We start from the raw sequence: 19,127 nt of genomic DNA on the forward strand, positions 1-19,127 counted from the left end.
GTCGTCATAGTTGCTACTGGTCGCGGAAGCGGACGATCTTCACGAACTCCTCGGCGTCCAGCGAGGCGCCGCCGATCAGTGCGCCGTCCACGTCGGGCTGCGCCATGATCGCCGCGATGTTGCCGGACTTGACCGAGCCGCCGTACTGGATGCGGACCTTCTCGGCCAGCTCCTGGCTGTAGAGCTCGACCAGGCGGGCGCGGATCGCCCCGCAGACCTCCTGGGCGTCCTCGGGGGTGGCGACCTCGCCGGTGCCGATGGCCCACACCGGCTCGTAGGCGATGACGATCGTCTCGGCCTGCTCGGCCGGGATGTCCTTCAGGGCGCCGTCGACCTGCGCGAGGGTGTGCGGGACCTGCTGGCCGGCCTTGCGGACGTCCAGGCCCTCGCCGACGCACAGGATCGGGGTGATGCCGTGGCGGAAGGCGGCCTTCACCTTGGCGTTGCAGAGCTCGTCCGTCTCGCCGTGGTACTGGCGGCGCTCGGAGTGGCCGACGGCCACGTAGGAGCACTTGAGCTTGGCGAGCATCGAGCCGGAGATCTCGCCGGTGTACGCGCCGGAGTCGTACGCCGAGAGGTCCTGGGCGCCGTACTTGATCTTCAGCTTGTCGCCGTCGACCAGGGTCTGCACCGAGCGCAGGTCGATGAAGGGCGGCAGGACGGCGACCTCGGTGGCCTCGTAGTCCTTGTCCGCGAGGGCGAAGGCGAGCTTCTGGACGTGCGCGATGGCCTCAAGGTGGTTGAGGTTCATCTTCCAGTTGCCCGCCATCAGCGGGGTGCGTGCACTCACAGTGGTTCAGTCCTCCAGTGCGGCGAGGCCGGGGAGCGTCTTGCCTTCGAGGTATTCGAGGCTGGCGCCGCCGCCGGTCGAGATGTGGCCGAAGGCGTTCTCGTCGAAGCCCAGGATGCGCACGGCCGCGGCCGAGTCGCCACCACCGACGACGGTGAAGCCGGCCGAGTCGAGCAGTGCCTGGGCGACGGCGCGGGTGCCGTTCGCGTAGTCGGGGTGTTCGAAGACGCCCATCGGGCCGTTCCAGAACACCGTGCCCGCGTCGGCGAGCTTCGAGGCGTAGAGCTCGCGCGTCTTCGGGCCGATGTCCAGGCCCTCCTTGTCCGCCGGGATGGCGTCCGAGGCGACGAGCTCCGGGTTGGCCGGAGCCTTGGTCTTCAGGTCCGGGAAGTCGGCCGAGACCAGGACGTCCACGGGGAGGACGAACTCCACGCCGCGCTTCTCGGCGCGGGCCAGGTACTCCAGGCAGACCGGGATCTGGTCCTCCTGCAGCAGCGAGATGCCGACCTCGTGGCCCTTGGCCTTGAGGAAGGTGTACGACATGCCGCCGCCGATGAGGATCCGGTCGGCCTTCTCCAGCAGGTTGTCGATGACGCCCAGCTTGTCGGAGACCTTGGCGCCGCCCAGGACCACCACGTAGGGGCGCTGGACGTCGTCGGTGAGCTTCTTCAGGACGCCGACCTCGGTGGCGATCAGATCGCCGGCGGCCTGGGGCAGGCGCGCCGGGAGGTCGTAGACCGAGGCGTGCTTGCGGTGCACCGCACCGAAGCCGTCGCCCACGTAGAGGTCGGCCAGCGACGCGAGGGCGTCGGCGAAGGCGCCGCGCTCCGCGTCGTCCTTGCTGGTCTCGCCCGCGTTGAAACGGAGGTTCTCCAGCAGCGTGACCTCGCCGTCGCCCAGAGCGGCAACGGTGGCCTTCGCGCTGTCACCGACCGTGTCGGTGGCGAACGAGACGTTCTTGCCCAGGATCTCGCCCAGCCGCACGGCGGCGGGGGCCAGGGAGAACTGGGGGTCCGGGGCGCCCTTGGGACGGCCCAGGTGGGAGGCGACGATCACCTTCGCGCCCGCCTCGGCGAGCTTGGCGATGGTCGGCGCGACGGCGCGGATGCGGCCGTCGTCCGTGATGGTGGTGCCGTCGAGGGGGACGTTCAGGTCGGCGCGGACGAACACCCGCTTGCCCGTGACGCCGTCCTGGATCAGTTCGTCGATCGTCTTCATGCAGTGACTCCGGTTGGGGGCACCTCCCAGCGGTCGCTGGGGGATCCATGAGGGTCAGTCATGGGACGGGGCCCGTACGGCGCACCATCGCGTCGTACGAGCCCCGTCCCCTACATCTACATCCCGTTGCCTGTGGCAGTCGCGTCAGGGGGTGGTCAGAGCTGGCCGCCGACGAAGACGGTCAGGTCCACCAGGCGGTTGGAGTAGCCCCACTCGTTGTCGTACCAGCCGACGACCTTGACCTGCTTGCCCTGGACCATGGTCAGGGAGGAGTCGAAGGTGCAGGAGGCCGGCCAGTTGACGATGTCCGAGGAGACGATCGCGTCCTCGGTGTACTCCAGGACGCCCTTGAGCGGACCGTCGGCGGCCTTCTGGAAGGCGGCGTTGATCTCTTCCTTGCTGACCTCGCGGTCCAGCTCCAGGACGAGGTCGGTGACCGAGCCGGTGGGGACCGGGACGCGCATGGCGATGCCGTCCAGCTTGCCCTTCAGCTGCGGGAGGACCAGGGCGGTGGCCTTGGCGGCACCCGTCGAGGTCGGGATGATGTTCTCCGCCGCGGCGCGGGCGCGACGCAGGTCGGAGTGCGGGAAGTCCAGGATGCGCTGGTCGTTGGTGTACGCGTGGACCGTGGTCATCATGCCCTTGACGATGCCGAAGCTCTCGTCGAGCACCTTGGCCATCGGCGCCACGCAGTTGGTGGTGCAGGAGGCGTTGGAGATGACGTGGTGGTTGGCCGCGTCGTACTTCTCGTGGTTGACGCCCATCACGATGGTGATGTCCTCGTTCTTGGCCGGGGCCGAGATGAGGACCTTCTTCGCGCCGGCGGCCAGGTGCTTGGCCGCGTCCTCGCGCTTGGTGAAGATGCCGGTCGACTCGATGACGATGTCGGCGCCGAGCTCGCCCCACGGGAGGGCGGCCGGGTCACGCTCGGCCATCGTCTTGAAGGTCTGGTTGCCGACGGTGATCGAGTCGTCGGTGTGGCTGACTTCCTGCTTGAGGCGACCCAGGATGGTGTCGTACTTCAGGAGGTGCACCAGGGTGGCGTTGTCGGTCAGGTCGTTGACACCGACGATCTCGATGTCCGCACCCTGCTCCAGGAGCGCGCGGAAGTAGTTACGACCGATACGGCCAAAGCCGTTGATGCCTACGCGGATCGTCACGAACCGATCTCCTCGTTGGTGTGCCGGGCTGTCCGCCGGCGGCTGTAATGGGATGTCCCCGACCACCACCGACCCTACCTCTAACAAGGGAGGTACGTGACATTGGCGGCGCTGCTCCGCCGCCCATGGGGCGCCTGGGATCGAACGAGCGGTCGGGGGCCCGAACGAGCGAGGACGCCGTCCGGAATGGGGCGGTTTGTCAGCCGCCAATTGCGCGCAGTGCGGCACCGATGAGCCCGGCGCGCTCGCGGGGGTCCGGGACGTTCTCCAGGCCGAAGCCGAGGAGGGCGGTGTCACGCGTAGTGACGGCCGCCACCGGCCCGGCACCGGTCCGGTCGTCACCGAGGGTGACCCTCCGGGGAGCGTCGGCCGGTGACGCGCCGTAATGGCCCGCGGCCGCGCTGCGGAACTGCGGGAAGGCGTCGGGCGGCAGCTCCTCGGAGACGGGCCGGTAGGCACCGCCCGCCTCCAGCGCTCCGCCACCGGCCCCGGCCAGCGACGCCGTGGTGCCGGTGAGCTCGCCGGTGCCGGTGAAGCGGGGCGGGGCGGGGTGCGAGGTCCGCGTGCCCGCGCCCAGGTAGTACTGGCTGAAGTCGTCGGTGTCGGCGGGACCGACCTTGGAGCTGCCGCCCGCCCGGACTCCGGCGGTGATCAGCTTGCCGCCCTCGTTGACGAAGTCCCGGACGGCGAGCAGGGTGGCGCCGTCGGGGCGGGCGGCGCCGGAGTACCACAGGACGGTGTCGAAGGCCCCGAGGACGCCCAGGGCGTCGGGTGCGCCCTGCCGGGCGACGTCCCAGACGGCGGCCTTGCGGCCGTTGTCGGCGAGGGCCTTGACGTAGGCGGCGGTGTGGCGGGCGGCGCCGGAGCCGCCCTCGTCGGCAATGACCAGGGTGTCGGCGCGGGAAGGCCCGGCCACGGCGTGCTCCGCCACGGTGTAGGTGAAGGGTTCGCTGGCGGTCGCCCGGCCCTCGCTGGTGCGGCCGGTGAACCAGACGCTGACGGTGGAGCCGGGCCGGGCCCCTTCGACCGCGGCGCGGTACTGGTCGAAGCGGATGTTGTCCTCGCCGCCGTAACGGTCGCCGCCGTCCCAGGCCCGTAGCTCCTCGGTGTGCGTGCGGCCGCCGTCGATGCGGTAGTTCAGGTGCTTGTCGCGCAGGCTCTTGCGGGCGGTGACGGCGACGGTCTGGGCCTTGCCGCGGGCGTAGGAGGTGGTGAAGGCGTGCGGGGTGAAGTCGGCTGCCGCGAGGCCGACCGCGGAGGAAGGACGGTCGGGGTGGGCCGCGGTCTCGGCGACGGAGAGGGCGAAGGGGATGTTCTTGGTGAACTCCTGCTGGATCAGCTTCTCGTCGTCGGGGAAGGTGAAGACGGAAGAGCAGGCGGCCGGGTCCCAGCGGTCGGCCGGGTCCACCCGGGAGGCCGTCTGACAGGTCGCCATCTCGGGGGTGAACATCATCGTGCCGTTGACGTTGGCCGCGTGGCCGTCGGCCTCGCCGTTGGTGGTGTACAGCTCGGAGGAGAGCTGGGGGTGGTAGCCGGGGATCGCGGACTTCTCCGGGGTGCCGGCCAGCGCCTTGTAGAGGACGTCGTCGGGGGTGGGGGTGGCCACCTGCCAGCCGACGCCGTAGAGGAGCAGTTCGGCGGCCGAGTGGTAGTTGACCGCGTAGGTGAAGCGGTGGCTCTTCTGGAAGGCATCCAGGGCCTTGGTCTCGGGTTCGGATCCGGCGGCGGGGCCACGGTAGGTCTCGGAGGCGGGGCGCGGGGACGAACCCTCGTTGTCGTAGCCCCACTTGTAGGAGAAATTGCGGTTGAGGTCGACGCCGTCGCCGGGGGTGATCTTCCCGTCGCCGTTGTTGTCGCGGAGGTTCTTGCGCCAGAGCCGGTTGGCGGGGCTTTCGAAGGTGAAGTCGTAGCCGTCGGGGTTGGCGGAGAGGACGAACCACAGCTCGGTGCTGTCGACGATCTTCGTGATGCGGTCGTCCTTGCCGTAGCCGTCGAGGTAGTGGTGCATCAGCCGCCGGGTCATCTCGGGGGTGATCCACTCGCGGGCGTGCTGGTTGGACATGTAGAGCACGGCGGGCTTGGCGCCGTCGGCCCGGGCACCGGCGTCCTTGGAGACCTTGAGGGCGAGGATGTCCTGCCCGCGCGTGGTCCGGCCGAGGCTGACGAGCTTGGTGAGGGAGCGGTGTGCGGCGGAGGTGTCGAGGAGCTCCTGCCGGAGCCCGTGGGCGCCGCTGTACGGGCGGAAGACCCCGTCGCCCTGGGGCCCGAGGCCCTGGGGGCGGGCCGGGCGCTTCTCGGTGAGGGCGATGCCCTGCCGGCGCAGCTCCTCGGCCTGCGGGGCGGTGAGGTGGAGCTCGACGGCCGCCTTCTTGCCGTCGGTGATGCGTTCGCCCAGTTCGTGGCCGTCGGTGCCGGCCCTGAGCAGGATCGGGACCTGGGCGCTGGTGACCTCGGCGGTCCATACCGCCAGTGCGTCGGCGCCGGGCTGCGGCGCGGCGGCGGTGTTCGCGGCCGGCTGTGCCTGGGCGGCGGACGCCACGGCCGGTCCGCCGAGTAACAGCGAGACGACCGCGACCGCCGATCCCGTTCTTCTGCGTCTCATGAGCCCCCCTTGCTGTCGACTGCCACGTCGGTGCACGGAGGTCAGGCTGTAGCCCCTTCATGATCATGTCAACGGTGCGATTCGCGCCGGACCCCGCACCACGGCGCCCCCGTCTCCTCAGGGATGACGGGGGCGTTTACGGGGCGGTGACGGGGCGCCCCGGCGGCCGGAAGGCGGCCCGGGCGTCAGCCGACCATGCCCTCGGCCATCTCCTCGGACAGGTCGGACAGGTCGGAGAGGTTCGACTCCGTGCCGGGGATGCCCAGGTCCTGCGCGCGCTTGTCGGCCATGGCCAGCAGGCGGCGGATCCGGCCGGCGACGGCGTCCTTGGTCAGCGGCGGGTCGGCGAGGGCGCCGAGCTCCTCCAGCGATGCCTGCTTGTGCTCCATGCGCAGCCGGCCGGCGGCGGCGAGGTGCTCGGGCACCTCCTCGCCGAGGATCTCCAGGGCCCGCTGGACGCGCGCGCCCGCGGCGACGGCGGCCCGCGCCGAGCGGCGCAGGTTGGCGTCGTCGAAGTTGGCCAGGCGGTTGGCGGTGGCCCGCACCTCGCGGCGCATCCGCCGCTCCTCCCAGGCCAGCACGGACTCGTGGGCGCCGAGCCGCGTCAGCAGCGCGCCGATCGCATCACCGTCCCGGACGACGACGCGGTCCACGCCGCGCACCTCGCGGGCCTTGGCGGCGATCTGCAGTCTGCGGGCCGCCCCGACGAGCGCCAGCGCCGCCTCCGGGCCCGGGCACGTCACCTCCAGGGAGGAGGAACGACCGGGCTCGGTGAGCGAACCGTGGGCGAGGAAGGCGCCCCGCCAGGCGGCCTCCGCGTCACAGGTGGCACCGGAGACGACCTGCGGAGGCAGTCCGCGGATCGGCCGGCCGCGGCCGTCGACCAGTCCGGTCTGGCGCGCCAGCTGGTCACCGCCCGCCACCACCCGCACCACGTACCGGCTGCCGCGGCGCAGCCCGCCGGGGGCCATCACCACCAGGTCGGAGGCGTGTCCGAAGATCTCCAGGATGTCCTTGCGCAGCCGCCGGGCCGCGATCCCGGTGTCCAGCTCCGCCTCGATCACGATGCGTCCGCTGACCAGGTGCAGCCCGCCCGCGAACCGCAGGATCGCCGAGACCTCCGCTTTCCGGCAGCAGGTCCGGGTGACGGGAAGCCGGGAGATTTCGTCCTTCACCGCTGCCGTCATCGCCATGGGCCGATCCTTCCATGCATCCGAAAAATACGGTCGTACGCGGCGGCCAACAGCTCCGGGTCGTGCGTCGGGCAGCCGTCGGGGGAGGCGACCGGCGCCAGCTCGACCGTCGCCCCCAGGCGCTTGGCGGCGTCCGTGAGGCTGTCCCGGTCGGGCACGGCGGCCTCGTCGGCCAGCACCACGTCCAGGGCGAGTTTAGGGGCGTGTCGGGCCAAAACCTCCAAATGACGCTGCGGGGAGAAGCCATCGGTTTCCCCGGGCTGCGGTGCGAGGTTCAACGACAGCACGCGGCGGGCCTTGGTCTCCTGCAGGGCCTGCAGCAGCTCGGGCACCAGCAGGTGCGGGATGACGGAGGAGAACCAGGAGCCCGGGCCGAGCACCACCCAGTCCGCGTCCAGCACCGCCTCGACGGCCTCGGGGACCGCCGGCGGGTCCTCGGGGACGACGTGCACGGACTGCACCTCGCCGGGGGTGAGGGCCACGGTGGCCTGGCCGCGCACGGTGGTGACCGCGTCGGGCGCGGCCGGGTCGTGGCCGCGGACGAGCGCCTGGAGCTCCAGCGGGACCGCCGACATGGGCAGCACCCGGCCGTGCGCGCCGAGCAGCTTGCCGACCAGGTCCAGGGCCTGCACGTGGTCGCCCAGCTGCTCCCAGAGGGCGACGATGAGGAGGTTGCCGACGGCGTGGCCGTGCAGCTCCCCCTGGCTCTCGAAGCGGTGCTTGATCACGCGGGCCCACGTCTGGCCCCAGTCGTCGTCGCCGCACAGCGCCGCGAGGGCCTTGCGCAGGTCGCCCGGGGGCAGCACACCCAGCTCCTGGCGGAGCCGGCCGCTGGAGCCGCCGTCGTCGGCGACGGTGACGACGGCCGTGAGGTCGCCGGTGATCCGGCGGAGCGCGGCGAGGGAGGCGGACAGCCCGTGGCCGCCGCCGAGGGCGACGACCTTGGGCTGCGCGCCACGGCCCGGGCGGCCCTCGGCGCCGCGCCGGCGGCCGGGGACCAGTCTGCCGACGCGGCGCATCCGGGAGGTGCGGCCGGTCACTCGCGCCCCATGTCCCGGTGGACGACGACGGTCTCGACACCCTCCGAGACGAGTCGGTGGGCGAGCTTCTCGGACATGGCGACGGAGCGGTGCTTGCCGCCGGTGCAGCCGACCGCGATCGTCACGTACCGCTTGCCCTCGCGGCGGTAGCCGGCGGCGATGAGCTGCAGGAGCTCGGTGTAGCGGTCGAGGAACTCCTTGGCGCCGGGCTGGTTGAAGACGTAGCCCGAGACCTCCTCGTTGAGGCCGGTGAAGGGCCGCAGCTCCGGGACCCAGTGCGGGTTCGGCAGGAAGCGGCAGTCGACCACGAGGTCGGCGTCGACGGGCAGGCCGTACTTGAAGCCGAACGACATGACGGTGGCGCGCAGCTCCGGCTCCTCCTCGCCGGCGAACTGGGCGTCCATCTTGGCGCGCAGCTCGTGGACGTTGAGGCTGGAGGTGTCGATGACCAGGTCGGCGTCGCCCCGCAGCTCGCGCAGCAGGTCGCGCTCGGCGGCGATGCCGTCGACGATGCGGCCGGAACCCTGCAGCGGGTGCGGGCGGCGCACCGACTCGAAGCGGCGCACCAGGGCGTCGTCGGACGCCTCCAGGAAGATCACCCGGCGCTTGACCTTCTTCGCCGCGAGGTCCGCCAGGGACTCGCGGAGGTTGTCGAAGAAGCGGCGGCCGCGCACGTCCACGACCACGGCGATGCGGGCCACGTTGCCCTGCGAGCGGGCGCCGAGGTCCACCATGGTGGGGATCAGTGCGGGCGGCAGGTTGTCCACCACGAACCAGCCCAGGTCCTCCAGACACTTGGCGGCGGTGCTGCGCCCCGCCCCCGACATGCCGGAGATGATCACCAGCTCCGGGATGCCCGCTGCCTCGCCGGTCGCATCCGCCGTCGTGCCCGTACTCACCTTTGCTCCGTCCCGGTCGGTCACGTTCATGCTGTCTTCCCCCGTTCTGCCGACGGCGCCGCCGGCGCCGTCCTCTCTTCCATACTGCGGCTTTCCCGGGCCGACGGCCCGGACCGCGGGCGGCGCCGGTCGGCGCGCCGTCCGCGGGAGCCGTCCTGTGCGGCCAGGTCCATCATTCCTCCGCGTCGTCCATGATCTCGCCCGTCGCCGTGTTGACGGCAGGGGCGGGCGGGGCTGCCGCAGCGAGCGCCGCGGCGATCGTCTCGGCCGTCTTGCGGCCGATGCCGGGTGTCTCGCAGATCTGCTCGATGGTCGCGGCCCGCAGCCGCTTGACCGAGCCGAAGTGTTTCAGCAGGGCCTGCTTGCGGGTGCTGCCGAGGCCGGGCACCGTGTCGAGCGGACCGGCCCTGAGGGTCTTGGTGCGCTTGCTGCGCTGGTAGGAGATGGCGAAGCGGTGCGCCTCGTCGCGGACGCGCTGCAGGAGGTAGAGGCCCTCGCTGGTGCGCGGCAGGACGACCGGGTCGTCGTCGTCCGGCAGCCAGACCTCCTCCAGCCGCTTGGCCAGGCCGCAGACGGCCACGTCGGTGACGCCGAGCTCGTCGAGCGCCCGCTGGGCGGCGGCGACCTGCGGCTTGCCGCCGTCGACGACGACGAGCTGGGGCGGGTAGGCGAAGCGCTTGGGCCGGTCGTCGGCCTCGGCCGGCACCTCGCCGTCCGTCTCGTGCGTCAGCTCCCCCGTCTTCAGGCTCTCCGCGAGGTAGCGGCGGAAGCGCCGGCCGACGACCTCGTGCATGGACCGCACGTCGTCCTGTCCGGCGAAGCCTTTGATCTGGAAGCGGCGGTACTCGCTCTTGCGGGCCAGGCCGTCCTCGAAGACGACCATGGACGCCACCACGTCCTGCCCCTGCAGGTGGGAGATGTCGAAGCACTCGATGCGCAGCGGCGCGGAGTCCAGGCCGAGGGCCTCGGCGATCTCCTCCAGGGCCCGGGAGCGGGTGGTGAGGTCGGAGGCGCGCTTGGTCTTGTGCAGCACGAGCGCCTGCTGGGCGTTGCGCTGGACGGTGGCCATCAGGTCCTTCTTGTCGCCGCGCTGGGGGATGCGCAGGTCCACGCGGGCGCCGCGGCGCTCGGTCAGCCACTGGACGACGGGCCCGGACGGCTCGGGCAGGGCGGGCACCAGCACCTCCTTGGGGACCGCGTCGCCGCTCTCCTCGCCGTAGAGCTGCTGCAGGGCGTGCTCGACGAGCCCGGCGGTGTCGACGGCCTCGACCTTGTCGGTGACCCAGCCGCGCTGGCCACGCACCCGGCCGCCGCGGACGTGGAAGATCTGCACGGCGGCTTCGAGTTCGTCCTCGGCGACCGCGATCAGGTCGGCGTCGGTGGCGTCGGCCAGGACGACGGCGTTCTTCTCCAGGGCGCGGCGGAGCGCCTCTATGTCGTCCCGCAGCCGGGCCGCCTTCTCGTACTCCATCTCCTCGGCGGCATCCTGCATCTGCCGTTCCAAACGACGGATGTACGCGCCCGTACGGCCGGCCATGAAGTCGCAGAACTCCTCGGCCAGTTCGCGGTGCTCCTCGGCGGTGACGCGGCCGACGCAGGGGGCCGAGCACTTGCCGATGTAGCCGAGCAGACAGGGGCGGCCGATCTGGGCGGAGCGCTTGAACACCCCCGCCGAGCAGGTGCGTACGGGGAAGACGCGCAGCATCAGGTCGACGGTCTCGCGGATGGCCCAGGCGTGGGCGTACGGGCCGAAGTAGCGCACACCCTTCTTCTTGGGGCCGCGCATGACCTGGACGCGGGGGAACTCCTCGCCCATGGTGACCGCGAGGGAGGGGTAGCTCTTGTCGTCGCGGTACTTCACGTTGAACCGCGGGTCGTACTCCTTGATCCAGGAGTATTCGAGCTGGAGCGCCTCGACCTCGGTGGAGACCACGGTCCACTCCACGGAGGCGGCCGTGGTGACCATGGTGCGGGTGCGCGGGTGCAGGCCGGCGAGGTCCTGGAAGTACGAGGAGAGCCTCTGGCGCAGGCTCTTCGCCTTCCCGACGTAGATCACGCGCCCGTGCTCGTCGCGGAATCTGTAGACCCCGGGCGAGTCGGGGATCTGTCCCGGCTTGGGTCGGTAGCTGCTGGGGTCGGCCATGTCACACACCCTACTTGCGGGCAGTGACAATCCGTCGCCCCGTGGGCGGCCGGGGGCGGGGCCGCGGACGGAGCTGCTCCGGCCCCGGCAGTGGTGGCTGCCGGGGCCGGAGCGGGGGACGGGGCGGGGGTGGCCCTCAGGGGCCGCGGGGGCCCTGGGGGGTCCGGGCCCGTCAGCGGCGCCGGAACCTGCGCACCGCGACGGTTCCCAGGCCGAGGGCCAGGGCCGCCGCCCCTCCGGCCGCCGCGAGGGTGGCCGCGGCCGGCGGTCCGTCGTCGCCCTGGGGCGCCGCGGTCGCCGGCCGGTCCGCATCGGCCACCGATGCGACGGACTTCTTCGTGTTCTCGGTGCTTCCGGCGTGCTCCTCGAAGCCGCCGGCCACGCCCTTCTTCGCATAGGCGGAGCCGGGCAGCTTGTCGCCGTACTGCTCGTGCACGCGGGCCCGGTACGCCTCGACGGTGGTGCCCCCGTCGCCGATCGCGCGGACGGCGTCCTCGTCGAGCGGCAGGACGCGGTCGCCGCGCTGCACGTACCAGGCGTTGATCTGGGGCTCGCGGAAGACGGTGCCGCCGCCGAGCCTGCGGGCGCCCTCGGCTGCGTAGCGTGTCTCGTCGTCACCGGTGGCGATGTTGACGACCTTCCAGCCGCCCCCGGTACGGACGGTCCACACCGAGGCCCGCTGCCCGTCGGCCGCCACCGCCGTGCTGGCGAGGAAGTCGAGCGAGGCGATGGCGGCCCCGTCCCGGCCGGCCACGAACTCCGGCGCGAGCGTGTACACGGGCACCGTCGCGCCCTCGATCCGCGGCTTCGCCCGGCCCGGGGCGATGGCACCGTCGCGGGCGAAGAAGCGCGAGAGGGTCTCCAGGTTCGCGGGTGCCGCCGCCGCGTCGTGGGCCTCGGCGAGTCCTGCGGCCGGGGGCGGGGCGGGGGTGGACGGCGGCGCGGCGTGCGCCAGGGGGGCGAGGCCGAGCAGCGCGGCGGTCAGGGCGCCTGCGGCCGCCGCACGGGCCGCGTTGCGCCGGGAGTGGTCGCGGTTCGTCATGGTCCTCACGCCCCGATCCGGTAGAGGGAGTGGGTCCAGGCGAACTGGCTGTTGCTGACGTACCAGTCGTGGGACGCCCAGTTGTAGCGGTTGCTGGAGGGCCAGGGGTCGCCCCAGTAGACGAGGCTGCCCGCGTCGTCATACCCGTAGAGGACGTGCATGTGGCCGCCGCCGGACTGCCATCCGATGCGGGTCTCGACGGGGCGGCCCGCGTCGATCTCCGCCTTCACGGTCGCGTAGCGCAGCCAGCCGCTGACGTACGAGCCCCGGTTGATGCCGGCCCAGGCGAGGGCGTTCTGGACGTTGCCGAGGGTGGCCTGGTTGTTGGGGCACGTCGTGCCCTGGGTGCGGTTGAACGCGGCGTTGCAGAACTGGTTCTGGCTGTAGGTGCGGCCCATCCAGGTGGTGATGGTGTTGCCGGACGCGGCCCAGCACCAGTTCGTCTGCTGCTGCGCCTGCATCGAGATGTTGAGTCTGTTGGCCGCGTGCAGGGCGTGCTGTTCGCCGGCCGCCGCGGTCGCCGTTGTGGGGACGACGAGCAGGGCGGAGGCGACGAGAGCCGCCAGGGACAGCCGTCTGCCGCGTATGCGGGTCTTTCCTTCGTTCGCCGATGCCGGGGCACGGGTCATGTGCGTTCCTCCCGTGGCGGGGGGTTGTGGTGGAGGAGCGCGTCCGGACGCGTGTGAGGAGCATCGGGTGTTGTCGGGGACTGGTCAACCGGCTTCAATACCGCGCAGGGACGTGGTGTGAACGGGGCGGCGTGCATGTGAACGGCCGATGCCCGCCCAGGAGGAATGCAACGCTCCCGGCCCCCGGCGTCCATCTCGCCGTTCGTGAACATTCACGGGCAACACGGGGCTTTACAGGGGGATTTACAGAGGACCGTTGCATAAAAGGGCCGTGCGGCACGTGCCGCGGCGTCCGCAGCGGAGGAGCTTCGCCACGAAGCCTCACGAAGGAGCGAGCGAATGGCACCCAGCGGCACACGCGCTGCCGAGGCCGAACTGGCGCAGGCGCTGCGCACGGGCCCGTTCCACCTGGCCCTGCGCACGGCGCTGTCGGCGCGCGGGCTCGCCCTGCACCGCGTCCAGCACCGGCTGGCGCAGCGCGGCGTGAAGGTCGGCGTGACGAGCCTGAGTTACTGGCAGCAGGGTGCCCGCCGGCCCCGCCGCCCCGAATCCCTGCGGGCCGTGCGGATGCTGGAGGAGGTGCTGGAACTGCCCGCGCAGGCCCTGACCCGGCTGCTGCTGGAGCCCGCCGGGCGGCCCGCCGCGGAACGGCCGGCGGCCCGCTCCTACCGCTCGCTGGTGGAGGAGTCCCGGACCGTGCACCGGTTGCTGACGGACCTGGAGTCGCCGGAGGACGGCGGGCTGCACACCGTCTGCCAGCTGGAGCGGGTGCTCGTCGGTGCGCGGCGCGAGCTGCGCAGCCGTACGTCGCAGCACGTGGTGCGGGCGCACCGCGACGGCGTGGACCGCTACGTGGCCATCCACCACGGCGACGAGGGCTGCGATCCGGGGCGGGTGGCCGTGCGGGCCACCGAGAACTGCCGGGTGGGCCGCCTCCGCTGGGACGAGGCGACCGGAGTGCTCGTCGCCGAGCTGCTCTTCGACACCCGGCTGCGGGCCGGTGACACCCATGTCTTCGGCTACGGCTTCGAGGACGGCACAGGCGGTGCGAGCAGCGAGTACGTCCGCGGGTTCAGCTTCGCGGGCGGACAGTACGTCCTGCAGGTGCGCTTCGACGACGCGGCCCTGCCGGTGCGCTGCCGCCGCTTCAGCCAGACCTCGGCGGGGGCGCCGCGCTGCGGGCAGCAGGAGCTGACGCTCACGGGGCGGCACCGGGGGGTGCACCTGGTGGAACAGGGCGTGCGGCCGGGCATCCTGGGGATCGCCTGGGACTGGTCGTAGCCGCCCCGTTCCGCGCGGTCAGGCGTCCGGGCCCGCGATGAGCTTGCCGCCGTCCGCCTTGACGGGGACGGTGGGCAGGGGTGCGCCGGCGGGGCCCTGGAGCACCTTGCCGGTGGTGGCGTCGAACGTGCTGCCGTGGCAGGGGCAGCTGACCTTGCCGTCCTCGACCTTGTCCACGACGCAGCCGGCGTGCGTGCACACGGCGCTGAACGCCTTGTACTCCCCCGCGGCGGGCTGCGAGACGACCAGCTTCTGCTCGCGGAAGAGCCGGGCCCCGCCCACGGGCACCTCGCCCGCCGCCCCCAGGTCCACCGGCGCGGTGGGCACGGCGGGTCCCCGGGTGCCGCCCGCGGCGCCGGAGCAGGCCGCGGCCCCGAGCCCGGCAGCGCCGGCCAGAGCGGCTCCGCGGAGCACGGTGCGGCGGGACGCCGAGGAAGCAGAGGGGCCGGACATGGGAGCTCCAACGGGGAAACGGTGATGCGGCGATACGACGTAGCGACAATACCGGCAGAAGTTGCTCCGCTTACCGAGAGGACCAGCCCCGTGATCGTCGTCGCCGGAGAAGCCCTGATCGACCTCGTGCCGGACGGTCCCGGGGGCGACGGTGGCCTGCCGGCCCTGCTGCCGCGGTGCGGCGGCGGCCCGTACAACACCGCCCTCGCCCTGGGCCGGCTGGGCACGGCCACCGCCTTCTGCTCACGGGTGTCGGTGGACGCCTTCGGCGAGGCGCTGCTGGGCGGGCTGCGGGTGGCGGGCGTCGACCTGTCGCTGGTCCAGCGCGGCCCGGAGCCGACGACGCTGGCGGTGGCGGCCGTCGGCGCGGACGGCTCGGCGGGCTACGGCTTCTACGCCGACGGCACCGCGGACCGGCTCTTCGCCCTGCCCGACGCGCTCCCCGACGGAACGCGGGCGCTGTGCCTGGGAACGTGCTCGCTGGTCCTGGAGCCCGGGGCGAGCGCGTACGAGGCGCTGCTGCGGCGCGAGTCCCGGCGCGGGGTGTTCACCCTGCTCGACCCCAACATCCGCGCCGGCCTCATCCCGGACGCCGACGCCTACCGCGCCCGCTTCCACTCGTGGCTGCCGTACGTGTCCCTGCTGAAGGTGTCGGCGGAGGACGCGGCGTGGCTGGGCGGGGACGTCACCGGCTGGCTCGCTGCGGGGCCTGCGGCGGTGGTGGTGACGCGGGGCGGTGAGGGCGTGAGCGTCCACACGCGGTCGGGCGGCGCGTACGAGGTCCCGGCGCACCGGGTGGACGTCGCGGACACGATCAGCGCGGGCGACACCGTGAACGCGGCGCTGCTGCACCGGCTGGCGGGCCTGAGCGCCCTCTCCCCCGAGGCCCTCGCCACCCTGGACGGAGCCACCTGGCAGGCGGTCCTGGACTTCGCCGCCCGGGCGGCCGCCGTCACCTGCTCACGGGCGGGGGCGGAACCTCCGTACGCGACGGAACTGGGTGACGGGGGCCGGTAAGCCCGTCGGCGCGAGCAGCACCGCCGCGGCCGACGGGGACCGCGGCCGACGGGGCAGCCACAGCCGCAGGCGCGCCAGGGCGCCACGACGGTAGCGGACCGCCCACCGGGGCGAACAGCACTGCCGCGGCCGACGGGGAGCAGCCACATGCCGCAGGCGCGCCAGGACGCCACGACTGCGGTAGCGGACCGCCCACCGGCACGAGCAGCACCGCCGCGGCCGGACAGGACCGGCCACCGACGCAGGCGCGTCAGGGCGCCGCCGGCGGCCGCGGTCCGAAACGCGTCTGCGGCCGGCCGGGACAATCCCCGGCCGGCCACTGGTACGGCGTCACGCGTCCGCGGCCACCGCAGCGGCCGGCCCGGTGGCGCCGGCGCCCGCGAGGTCCGGGGCCAGTGGCCGGGGCCCGGCGGCGGGGGCCCGGTAGTTGCCGGGCCGGGCGCGGCCGGGCGACGGTCCGCTACGCCTTGCGGGACCGCGTCGTCGCCTTCTTGGCGGCGGGCGCCTTCTTCGCGGCGACCGTCTTCTTCGCGGCCGTGGCCTTCTGCGCGGCCGTGGTCCGCGCCGAGACCGTCTTCTTCGCCGTACCGGCCTTCGCCGCCACCGTCTTCTTCGCCGGCGCCCGCTTCGCAGCGGCCTTCTTCGCCGGCGCCGGGGACGAGGACGCGTCGCTGACGCGGTCGCCGAGCATCTCCCGCAGGAACTTTCCGGTGTGGCTGGCCGGGATCGCGGCGACCTCCTCCGGCGTGCCCTCCGCGACCACGAGGCCGCCGCCCGCACCGCCCTCCGGGCCCATGTCGACGACCCAGTCGGCCGTCTTGATCACATCGAGGTTGTGCTCGATGACGATCACGGTGTTGCCCTTGTCGACGAGACCGGACAGCACGGAGATCAGCTTGCTGATGTCCTCGAAGTGCAGACCGGTGGTCGGCTCGTCCAGGACGTACACCGTCCGCCCCGTCGACCGCTTCTGCAGCTCGCTCGCGAGCTTCACGCGCTGTGCCTCGCCGCCGGAGAGCGTCGGCGCGGACTGGCCCAGTCGTACGTAGCCCAGGCCCACGTCGTGGAGGGTGCGCAGGTGCCGGGCGATGGTCGGCACGGCCTCGAAGAAGCTCAGCGCCTCCTCGATCGGCATGTCCAGCACCTCGGCGATGGACTTGCCCTTGTAGTGGACCTCCAGGGTCTCCCGGTTGTAGCGCGCCCCGTGGCAGACCTCGCACGGCACGTACACGTCCGGCAGGAAGTTCATCTCGATCTTGATCGTGCCGTCGCCGGAGCAGTTCTCGCAGCGGCCGCCCTTGACGTTGAAGGAGAAGCGGCCCGGCAGGTAGCCGCGCACCTTCGCCTCCATCGTCTCGGCGAACAGCTTGCGGACGTGGTCGAAGACGCCGGTGTACGTCGCCGGGTTGGAGCGGGGCGTCCGGCCGATGGGCGACTGGTCGACGTGCACGACCTTGTCGACCAGGTCGTCGCCGTCCACGCGCGTGTGCCGGCCGGGGACCGCCCGGGCGCCCTGGAGCTCGCGCGCCAGGTGGGTGTACAGGATGTCGTTGACCAGCGTCGACTTACCGGAACCGGAGACGCCGGTGACGGCCGTGAGCACCCCGAGCGGGAAGGACACGTCGATGTCGCGCAGGTTGTTCTCGCGCGCGCCGCGCACCGTCAGCCGCCGCGAGCCGTCGACGGGCCGGCGGATGTCCGGGGTGGGGATCGACCGCTTGCCGGACAGGTACTGCCCGGTCATCGACGCCTCGCTGCTCAGCAGCTCCTTGAGGGGACCGCTGTGGACGACCTTGCCGCCGTGCTCGCCGGCGCCCGGGCCGATGTCGACGACCCAGTCGGCGACCTTGATGGTGTCCTCGTCGTGCTCGACGACGATGAGGGTGTTGCCCATGTCGCGCAGGCGGACGAGGGTCTCGATGAGGCGGTGGTTGTCCCGCTGGTGCAGGCCGATGGAGGGCTCGTCCAGGACGTAGAGCACGCCCACCAGCCCGGAGCCGATCTGCGTGGCGAGCCGGATGCGCTGCGCCTCGCCGCCGGAGAGGGTGCCCGCGGCGCGGTTGAGCGAGAGGTAGTCCAGGCCGACGTCGACGAGGAACTTCAGCCGCTCGTTGACCTCCTTGAGCACCCGCTCGGCGATCTTCTTCTCGCGGCCGGTGAGCTTCATGTCGCGCAGGAAGTCGGCACAGTCGCTGATCGACATCGCGGAGACCTCCGCGATGGAGCGGCCCTGCACGGTGACCGCGAGGACGATCGGCTTGAGCCGCGTGCCCTCACAGGTCGGGCAGTGCACCTCGCGCATGTACCCCTCGAAGCGCTCGCGGCTCGCGTCGCTCTCGGCCTCGGAGTGGCGCCGCTTGACGAACGGGACCGCGCCCTCGAAGGCCGTGGTGTACGCGCGCTCGCGCCCGTAGCGGTTGCGGTAGCGGACCTCGATCTGCGTGCGGTGGCCGTTCAGGAGCGCCTTCTTGGCGCGCTGCGGCAGGCCGGCCCAGGGGATGTCCGTGCGGAAGCCCAGCTCGCCGGCGAGGGCGCCGACCAGACGGCTGAAGTAGTCCTTGGTGTGGCCGTGCGACCAGGGGCTGATGGCGCCCTCGTCGAGGCTCTTGTCCGGGTCGGGGACGATCAGCTCGGGGTCGACCTCCATGCGCGTGCCGATGCCGGTGCAGTCGGGGCAGGCGCCGAAGGGCGAGTTGAAGGAGAAGGAGCGCGGCTCCAGCTCCTCGAAGGAGAGGTCGTCGTACGGGCAGTAGAGGTGCTCGGAGAACATCCGCTCGCGCTCGGGGTCGTCCTCGGCGAGGTCGACGAAGTCGAGGATGACCATGCCGCCGGACAGGCCCAGCGCGGTCTCGACCGAGTCGGTCAGCCGGCGCTTGGCGCTGTCCTTGACGGTGAGGCGGTCGACGACCACCTCGATGGTGTGCTTCTCCTGCTTCTTCAGCTTGGGCGGGTCGGAGAGCTGGATCGTCTCGCCGTCGACCCGGGCCCGGCTGTAGCCCTTGGTCTGCAGGTCGGAGAAGAGATCGACGAACTCGCCCTTGCGCTCGCGCACCAGCGGGGAGAGCACCTGGAAGCGGCTGCCCTCGGGCAGCTCCAGCACGCGGTCGACGATCGCCTGCGGCGACTGCCGGGAGATCGGGCGCGCGCACTCGGGGCAGTGCGGCTTGCCGATGCGGGCGAAGAGGAGGCGGAGGTAGTCGTAGACCTCCGTGATGGTGCCGACCGTCGAGCGCGGGTTGCGCGAGGTCGACTTCTGGTCGATGGAGACGGCCGGGGACAGGCCCTCGATGAAGTCCACGTCGGGCTTGTCCATCTGCCCGAGGAACTGCCGTGCGTAGGAGGAGAGCGACTCGACGTAGCGGCGCTGCCCCTCGGCGAAGATCGTGTCGAACGCGAGGGAGGACTTGCCCGACCCGGAGAGCCCGGTGAACACGATGAGGGAGTCACGCGGGAGGTCGAGCGAGACGTTCTTGAGGTTGTGCTCGCGAGCGCCACGGACGATGAGACGGTCTGCCACGCCGGTCGGCACCTTTCTTGAGAGTCGGCTCTGGGGGGAGCTGCGGGGTGCGCCGTGCCCCTTCGATCCAGAGTACGGGGGGCCTCTGACAAAGCTCGGTTCACTCGGATGCCGTAAGCAATGCCTCTCCCGACCATATAGCA

13 protein-coding genes and 1 pseudogene are annotated in these 19,127 nt (G+C 72.1%); 2 read left to right on the forward strand and 12 right to left on the reverse strand.

What is annotated here, in order from left to right; genetic code table 11:
- Window positions 1–13 precede the first annotated feature (13 nt).
- The 10 genes and pseudogenes from tpiA to LE181_RS06015 form a co-directional block, all read right to left on the reverse strand.
- The gene (gene tpiA, locus LE181_RS05970) at window positions 14–790 is read right to left on the reverse strand and encodes a triose-phosphate isomerase (RefSeq protein WP_225660083.1); all 777 of its coding nucleotides are present in this window, start codon (window positions 788–790) and stop codon (window positions 14–16) included.
- 6 nt (window positions 791–796) lie between these two features.
- Complete coding sequence (locus tag LE181_RS05975; protein WP_225660084.1) at window positions 797–2,008, reverse strand: phosphoglycerate kinase; 1,212 nt, start codon at window positions 2,006–2,008, stop codon at window positions 797–799.
- A 155-nt stretch (window positions 2,009–2,163) separates the two neighbouring features.
- Window positions 2,164–3,168: a type I glyceraldehyde-3-phosphate dehydrogenase gene (gene gap / locus LE181_RS05980; RefSeq protein ID WP_190110853.1), complete on the reverse strand. Its 1,005-nt coding sequence runs from the start codon at window positions 3,166–3,168 to the stop codon at window positions 2,164–2,166.
- A gap of 373 nt (window positions 3,169–3,541) precedes the next feature.
- Window positions 3,542–5,770 (reverse strand): annotated as a pseudogene (locus LE181_RS05985) (M14 family metallopeptidase); the annotation flags it as partial.
- Between the two features lie 185 nt (window positions 5,771–5,955).
- Window positions 5,956–6,963, reverse strand: coding sequence for a DNA-binding protein WhiA (whiA, locus tag LE181_RS05990; protein WP_071964484.1), 1,008 nt, complete (start codon window positions 6,961–6,963; stop codon window positions 5,956–5,958).
- On the reverse strand, window positions 6,954–8,003 hold the full coding sequence (locus tag LE181_RS05995; RefSeq protein WP_225660086.1) for a gluconeogenesis factor YvcK family protein: 1,050 nt from the start codon (window positions 8,001–8,003) through the stop codon (window positions 6,954–6,956). Before LE181_RS05995 ends, whiA begins: the two co-directional genes overlap by 10 nt.
- A complete protein-coding gene (gene rapZ, locus LE181_RS06000) occupies window positions 8,000–8,902 on the reverse strand; it encodes an RNase adapter RapZ (protein WP_190110952.1) in 903 nt (300 codons plus the stop codon). Before rapZ ends, LE181_RS05995 begins: the two co-directional genes overlap by 4 nt.
- Before the next feature lie 172 nt (window positions 8,903–9,074).
- Entirely contained in the window at window positions 9,075–11,045 is a 1,971-nt protein-coding gene (uvrC, locus tag LE181_RS06005; protein ID WP_225660088.1) for an excinuclease ABC subunit UvrC, read from the reverse strand.
- 172 nt (window positions 11,046–11,217) lie between these two features.
- Window positions 11,218–12,087 carry a hypothetical protein gene (locus LE181_RS06010; protein ID WP_225660138.1) on the reverse strand — a complete coding sequence of 290 codons (870 nt, stop codon included), beginning with the start codon at window positions 12,085–12,087 and terminating at the stop codon, window positions 11,218–11,220.
- A gap of 5 nt (window positions 12,088–12,092) precedes the next feature.
- Window positions 12,093–12,716, reverse strand: coding sequence for a papain-like cysteine protease family protein (locus LE181_RS06015; RefSeq protein ID WP_225660089.1), 624 nt, complete (start codon window positions 12,714–12,716; stop codon window positions 12,093–12,095).
- Window positions 12,717–13,055: 339 nt separating this feature from the next.
- Between LE181_RS06015 and LE181_RS06020 the strand changes: the two genes are divergently transcribed.
- Complete coding sequence (locus LE181_RS06020; RefSeq protein WP_225660090.1) at window positions 13,056–13,997, forward strand: hypothetical protein; 942 nt, start codon at window positions 13,056–13,058, stop codon at window positions 13,995–13,997.
- A gap of 18 nt (window positions 13,998–14,015) precedes the next feature.
- Here the strand turns inward: LE181_RS06020 and LE181_RS06025 are convergent, their stop codons facing one another.
- Window positions 14,016–14,450 (reverse strand): Rieske (2Fe-2S) protein, encoded by a 435-nt coding sequence (locus LE181_RS06025; protein WP_225660091.1) that lies wholly within the window; start codon window positions 14,448–14,450, stop codon window positions 14,016–14,018.
- A gap of 90 nt (window positions 14,451–14,540) precedes the next feature.
- Between LE181_RS06025 and LE181_RS06030 the strand changes: the two genes are divergently transcribed.
- Complete coding sequence (locus LE181_RS06030; RefSeq protein WP_225660092.1) at window positions 14,541–15,467, forward strand: carbohydrate kinase family protein; 927 nt, start codon at window positions 14,541–14,543, stop codon at window positions 15,465–15,467.
- Between the two features lie 460 nt (window positions 15,468–15,927).
- Here the strand turns inward: LE181_RS06030 and uvrA are convergent, their stop codons facing one another.
- Window positions 15,928–18,984, reverse strand: coding sequence for an excinuclease ABC subunit UvrA (gene uvrA, locus LE181_RS06035; protein WP_225660093.1), 3,057 nt, complete (start codon window positions 18,982–18,984; stop codon window positions 15,928–15,930).
- Window positions 18,985–19,127 lie beyond the last annotated feature (143 nt).

Source organism: Streptomyces sichuanensis, assembly GCF_020328095.1.
GTDB lineage: Bacteria > Actinomycetota > Actinomycetes > Streptomycetales > Streptomycetaceae > Streptomyces > Streptomyces cinnamoneus.

Excerpts from the sequence above, each read along its gene's own strand:
- LE181_RS06010 (WP_225660138.1), bottom strand. The coding sequence starts at position 12,087 with ATGACGAACCGCGACCACTCCCGGCGCAACGCGGCCCGTGCGGCGGCC.
- LE181_RS06025 (WP_225660091.1), bottom strand. The coding sequence starts at position 14,450 with ATGTCCGGCCCCTCTGCTTCCTCGGCGTCCCGCCGCACCGTGCTCCGC.
- whiA (WP_071964484.1), bottom strand. The coding sequence starts at position 6,963 with ATGGCGATGACGGCAGCGGTGAAGGACGAAATCTCCCGGCTTCCCGTC.
- LE181_RS06020 (WP_225660090.1), top strand. The coding sequence starts at position 13,056 with ATGGCACCCAGCGGCACACGCGCTGCCGAGGCCGAACTGGCGCAGGCG.
- LE181_RS06015 (WP_225660089.1), bottom strand. The coding sequence starts at position 12,716 with ATGACCCGTGCCCCGGCATCGGCGAACGAAGGAAAGACCCGCATACGC.
- LE181_RS05975 (WP_225660084.1), bottom strand. The coding sequence starts at position 2,008 with ATGAAGACGATCGACGAACTGATCCAGGACGGCGTCACGGGCAAGCGG.
- uvrC (WP_225660088.1), bottom strand. The coding sequence starts at position 11,045 with ATGGCCGACCCCAGCAGCTACCGACCCAAGCCGGGACAGATCCCCGAC.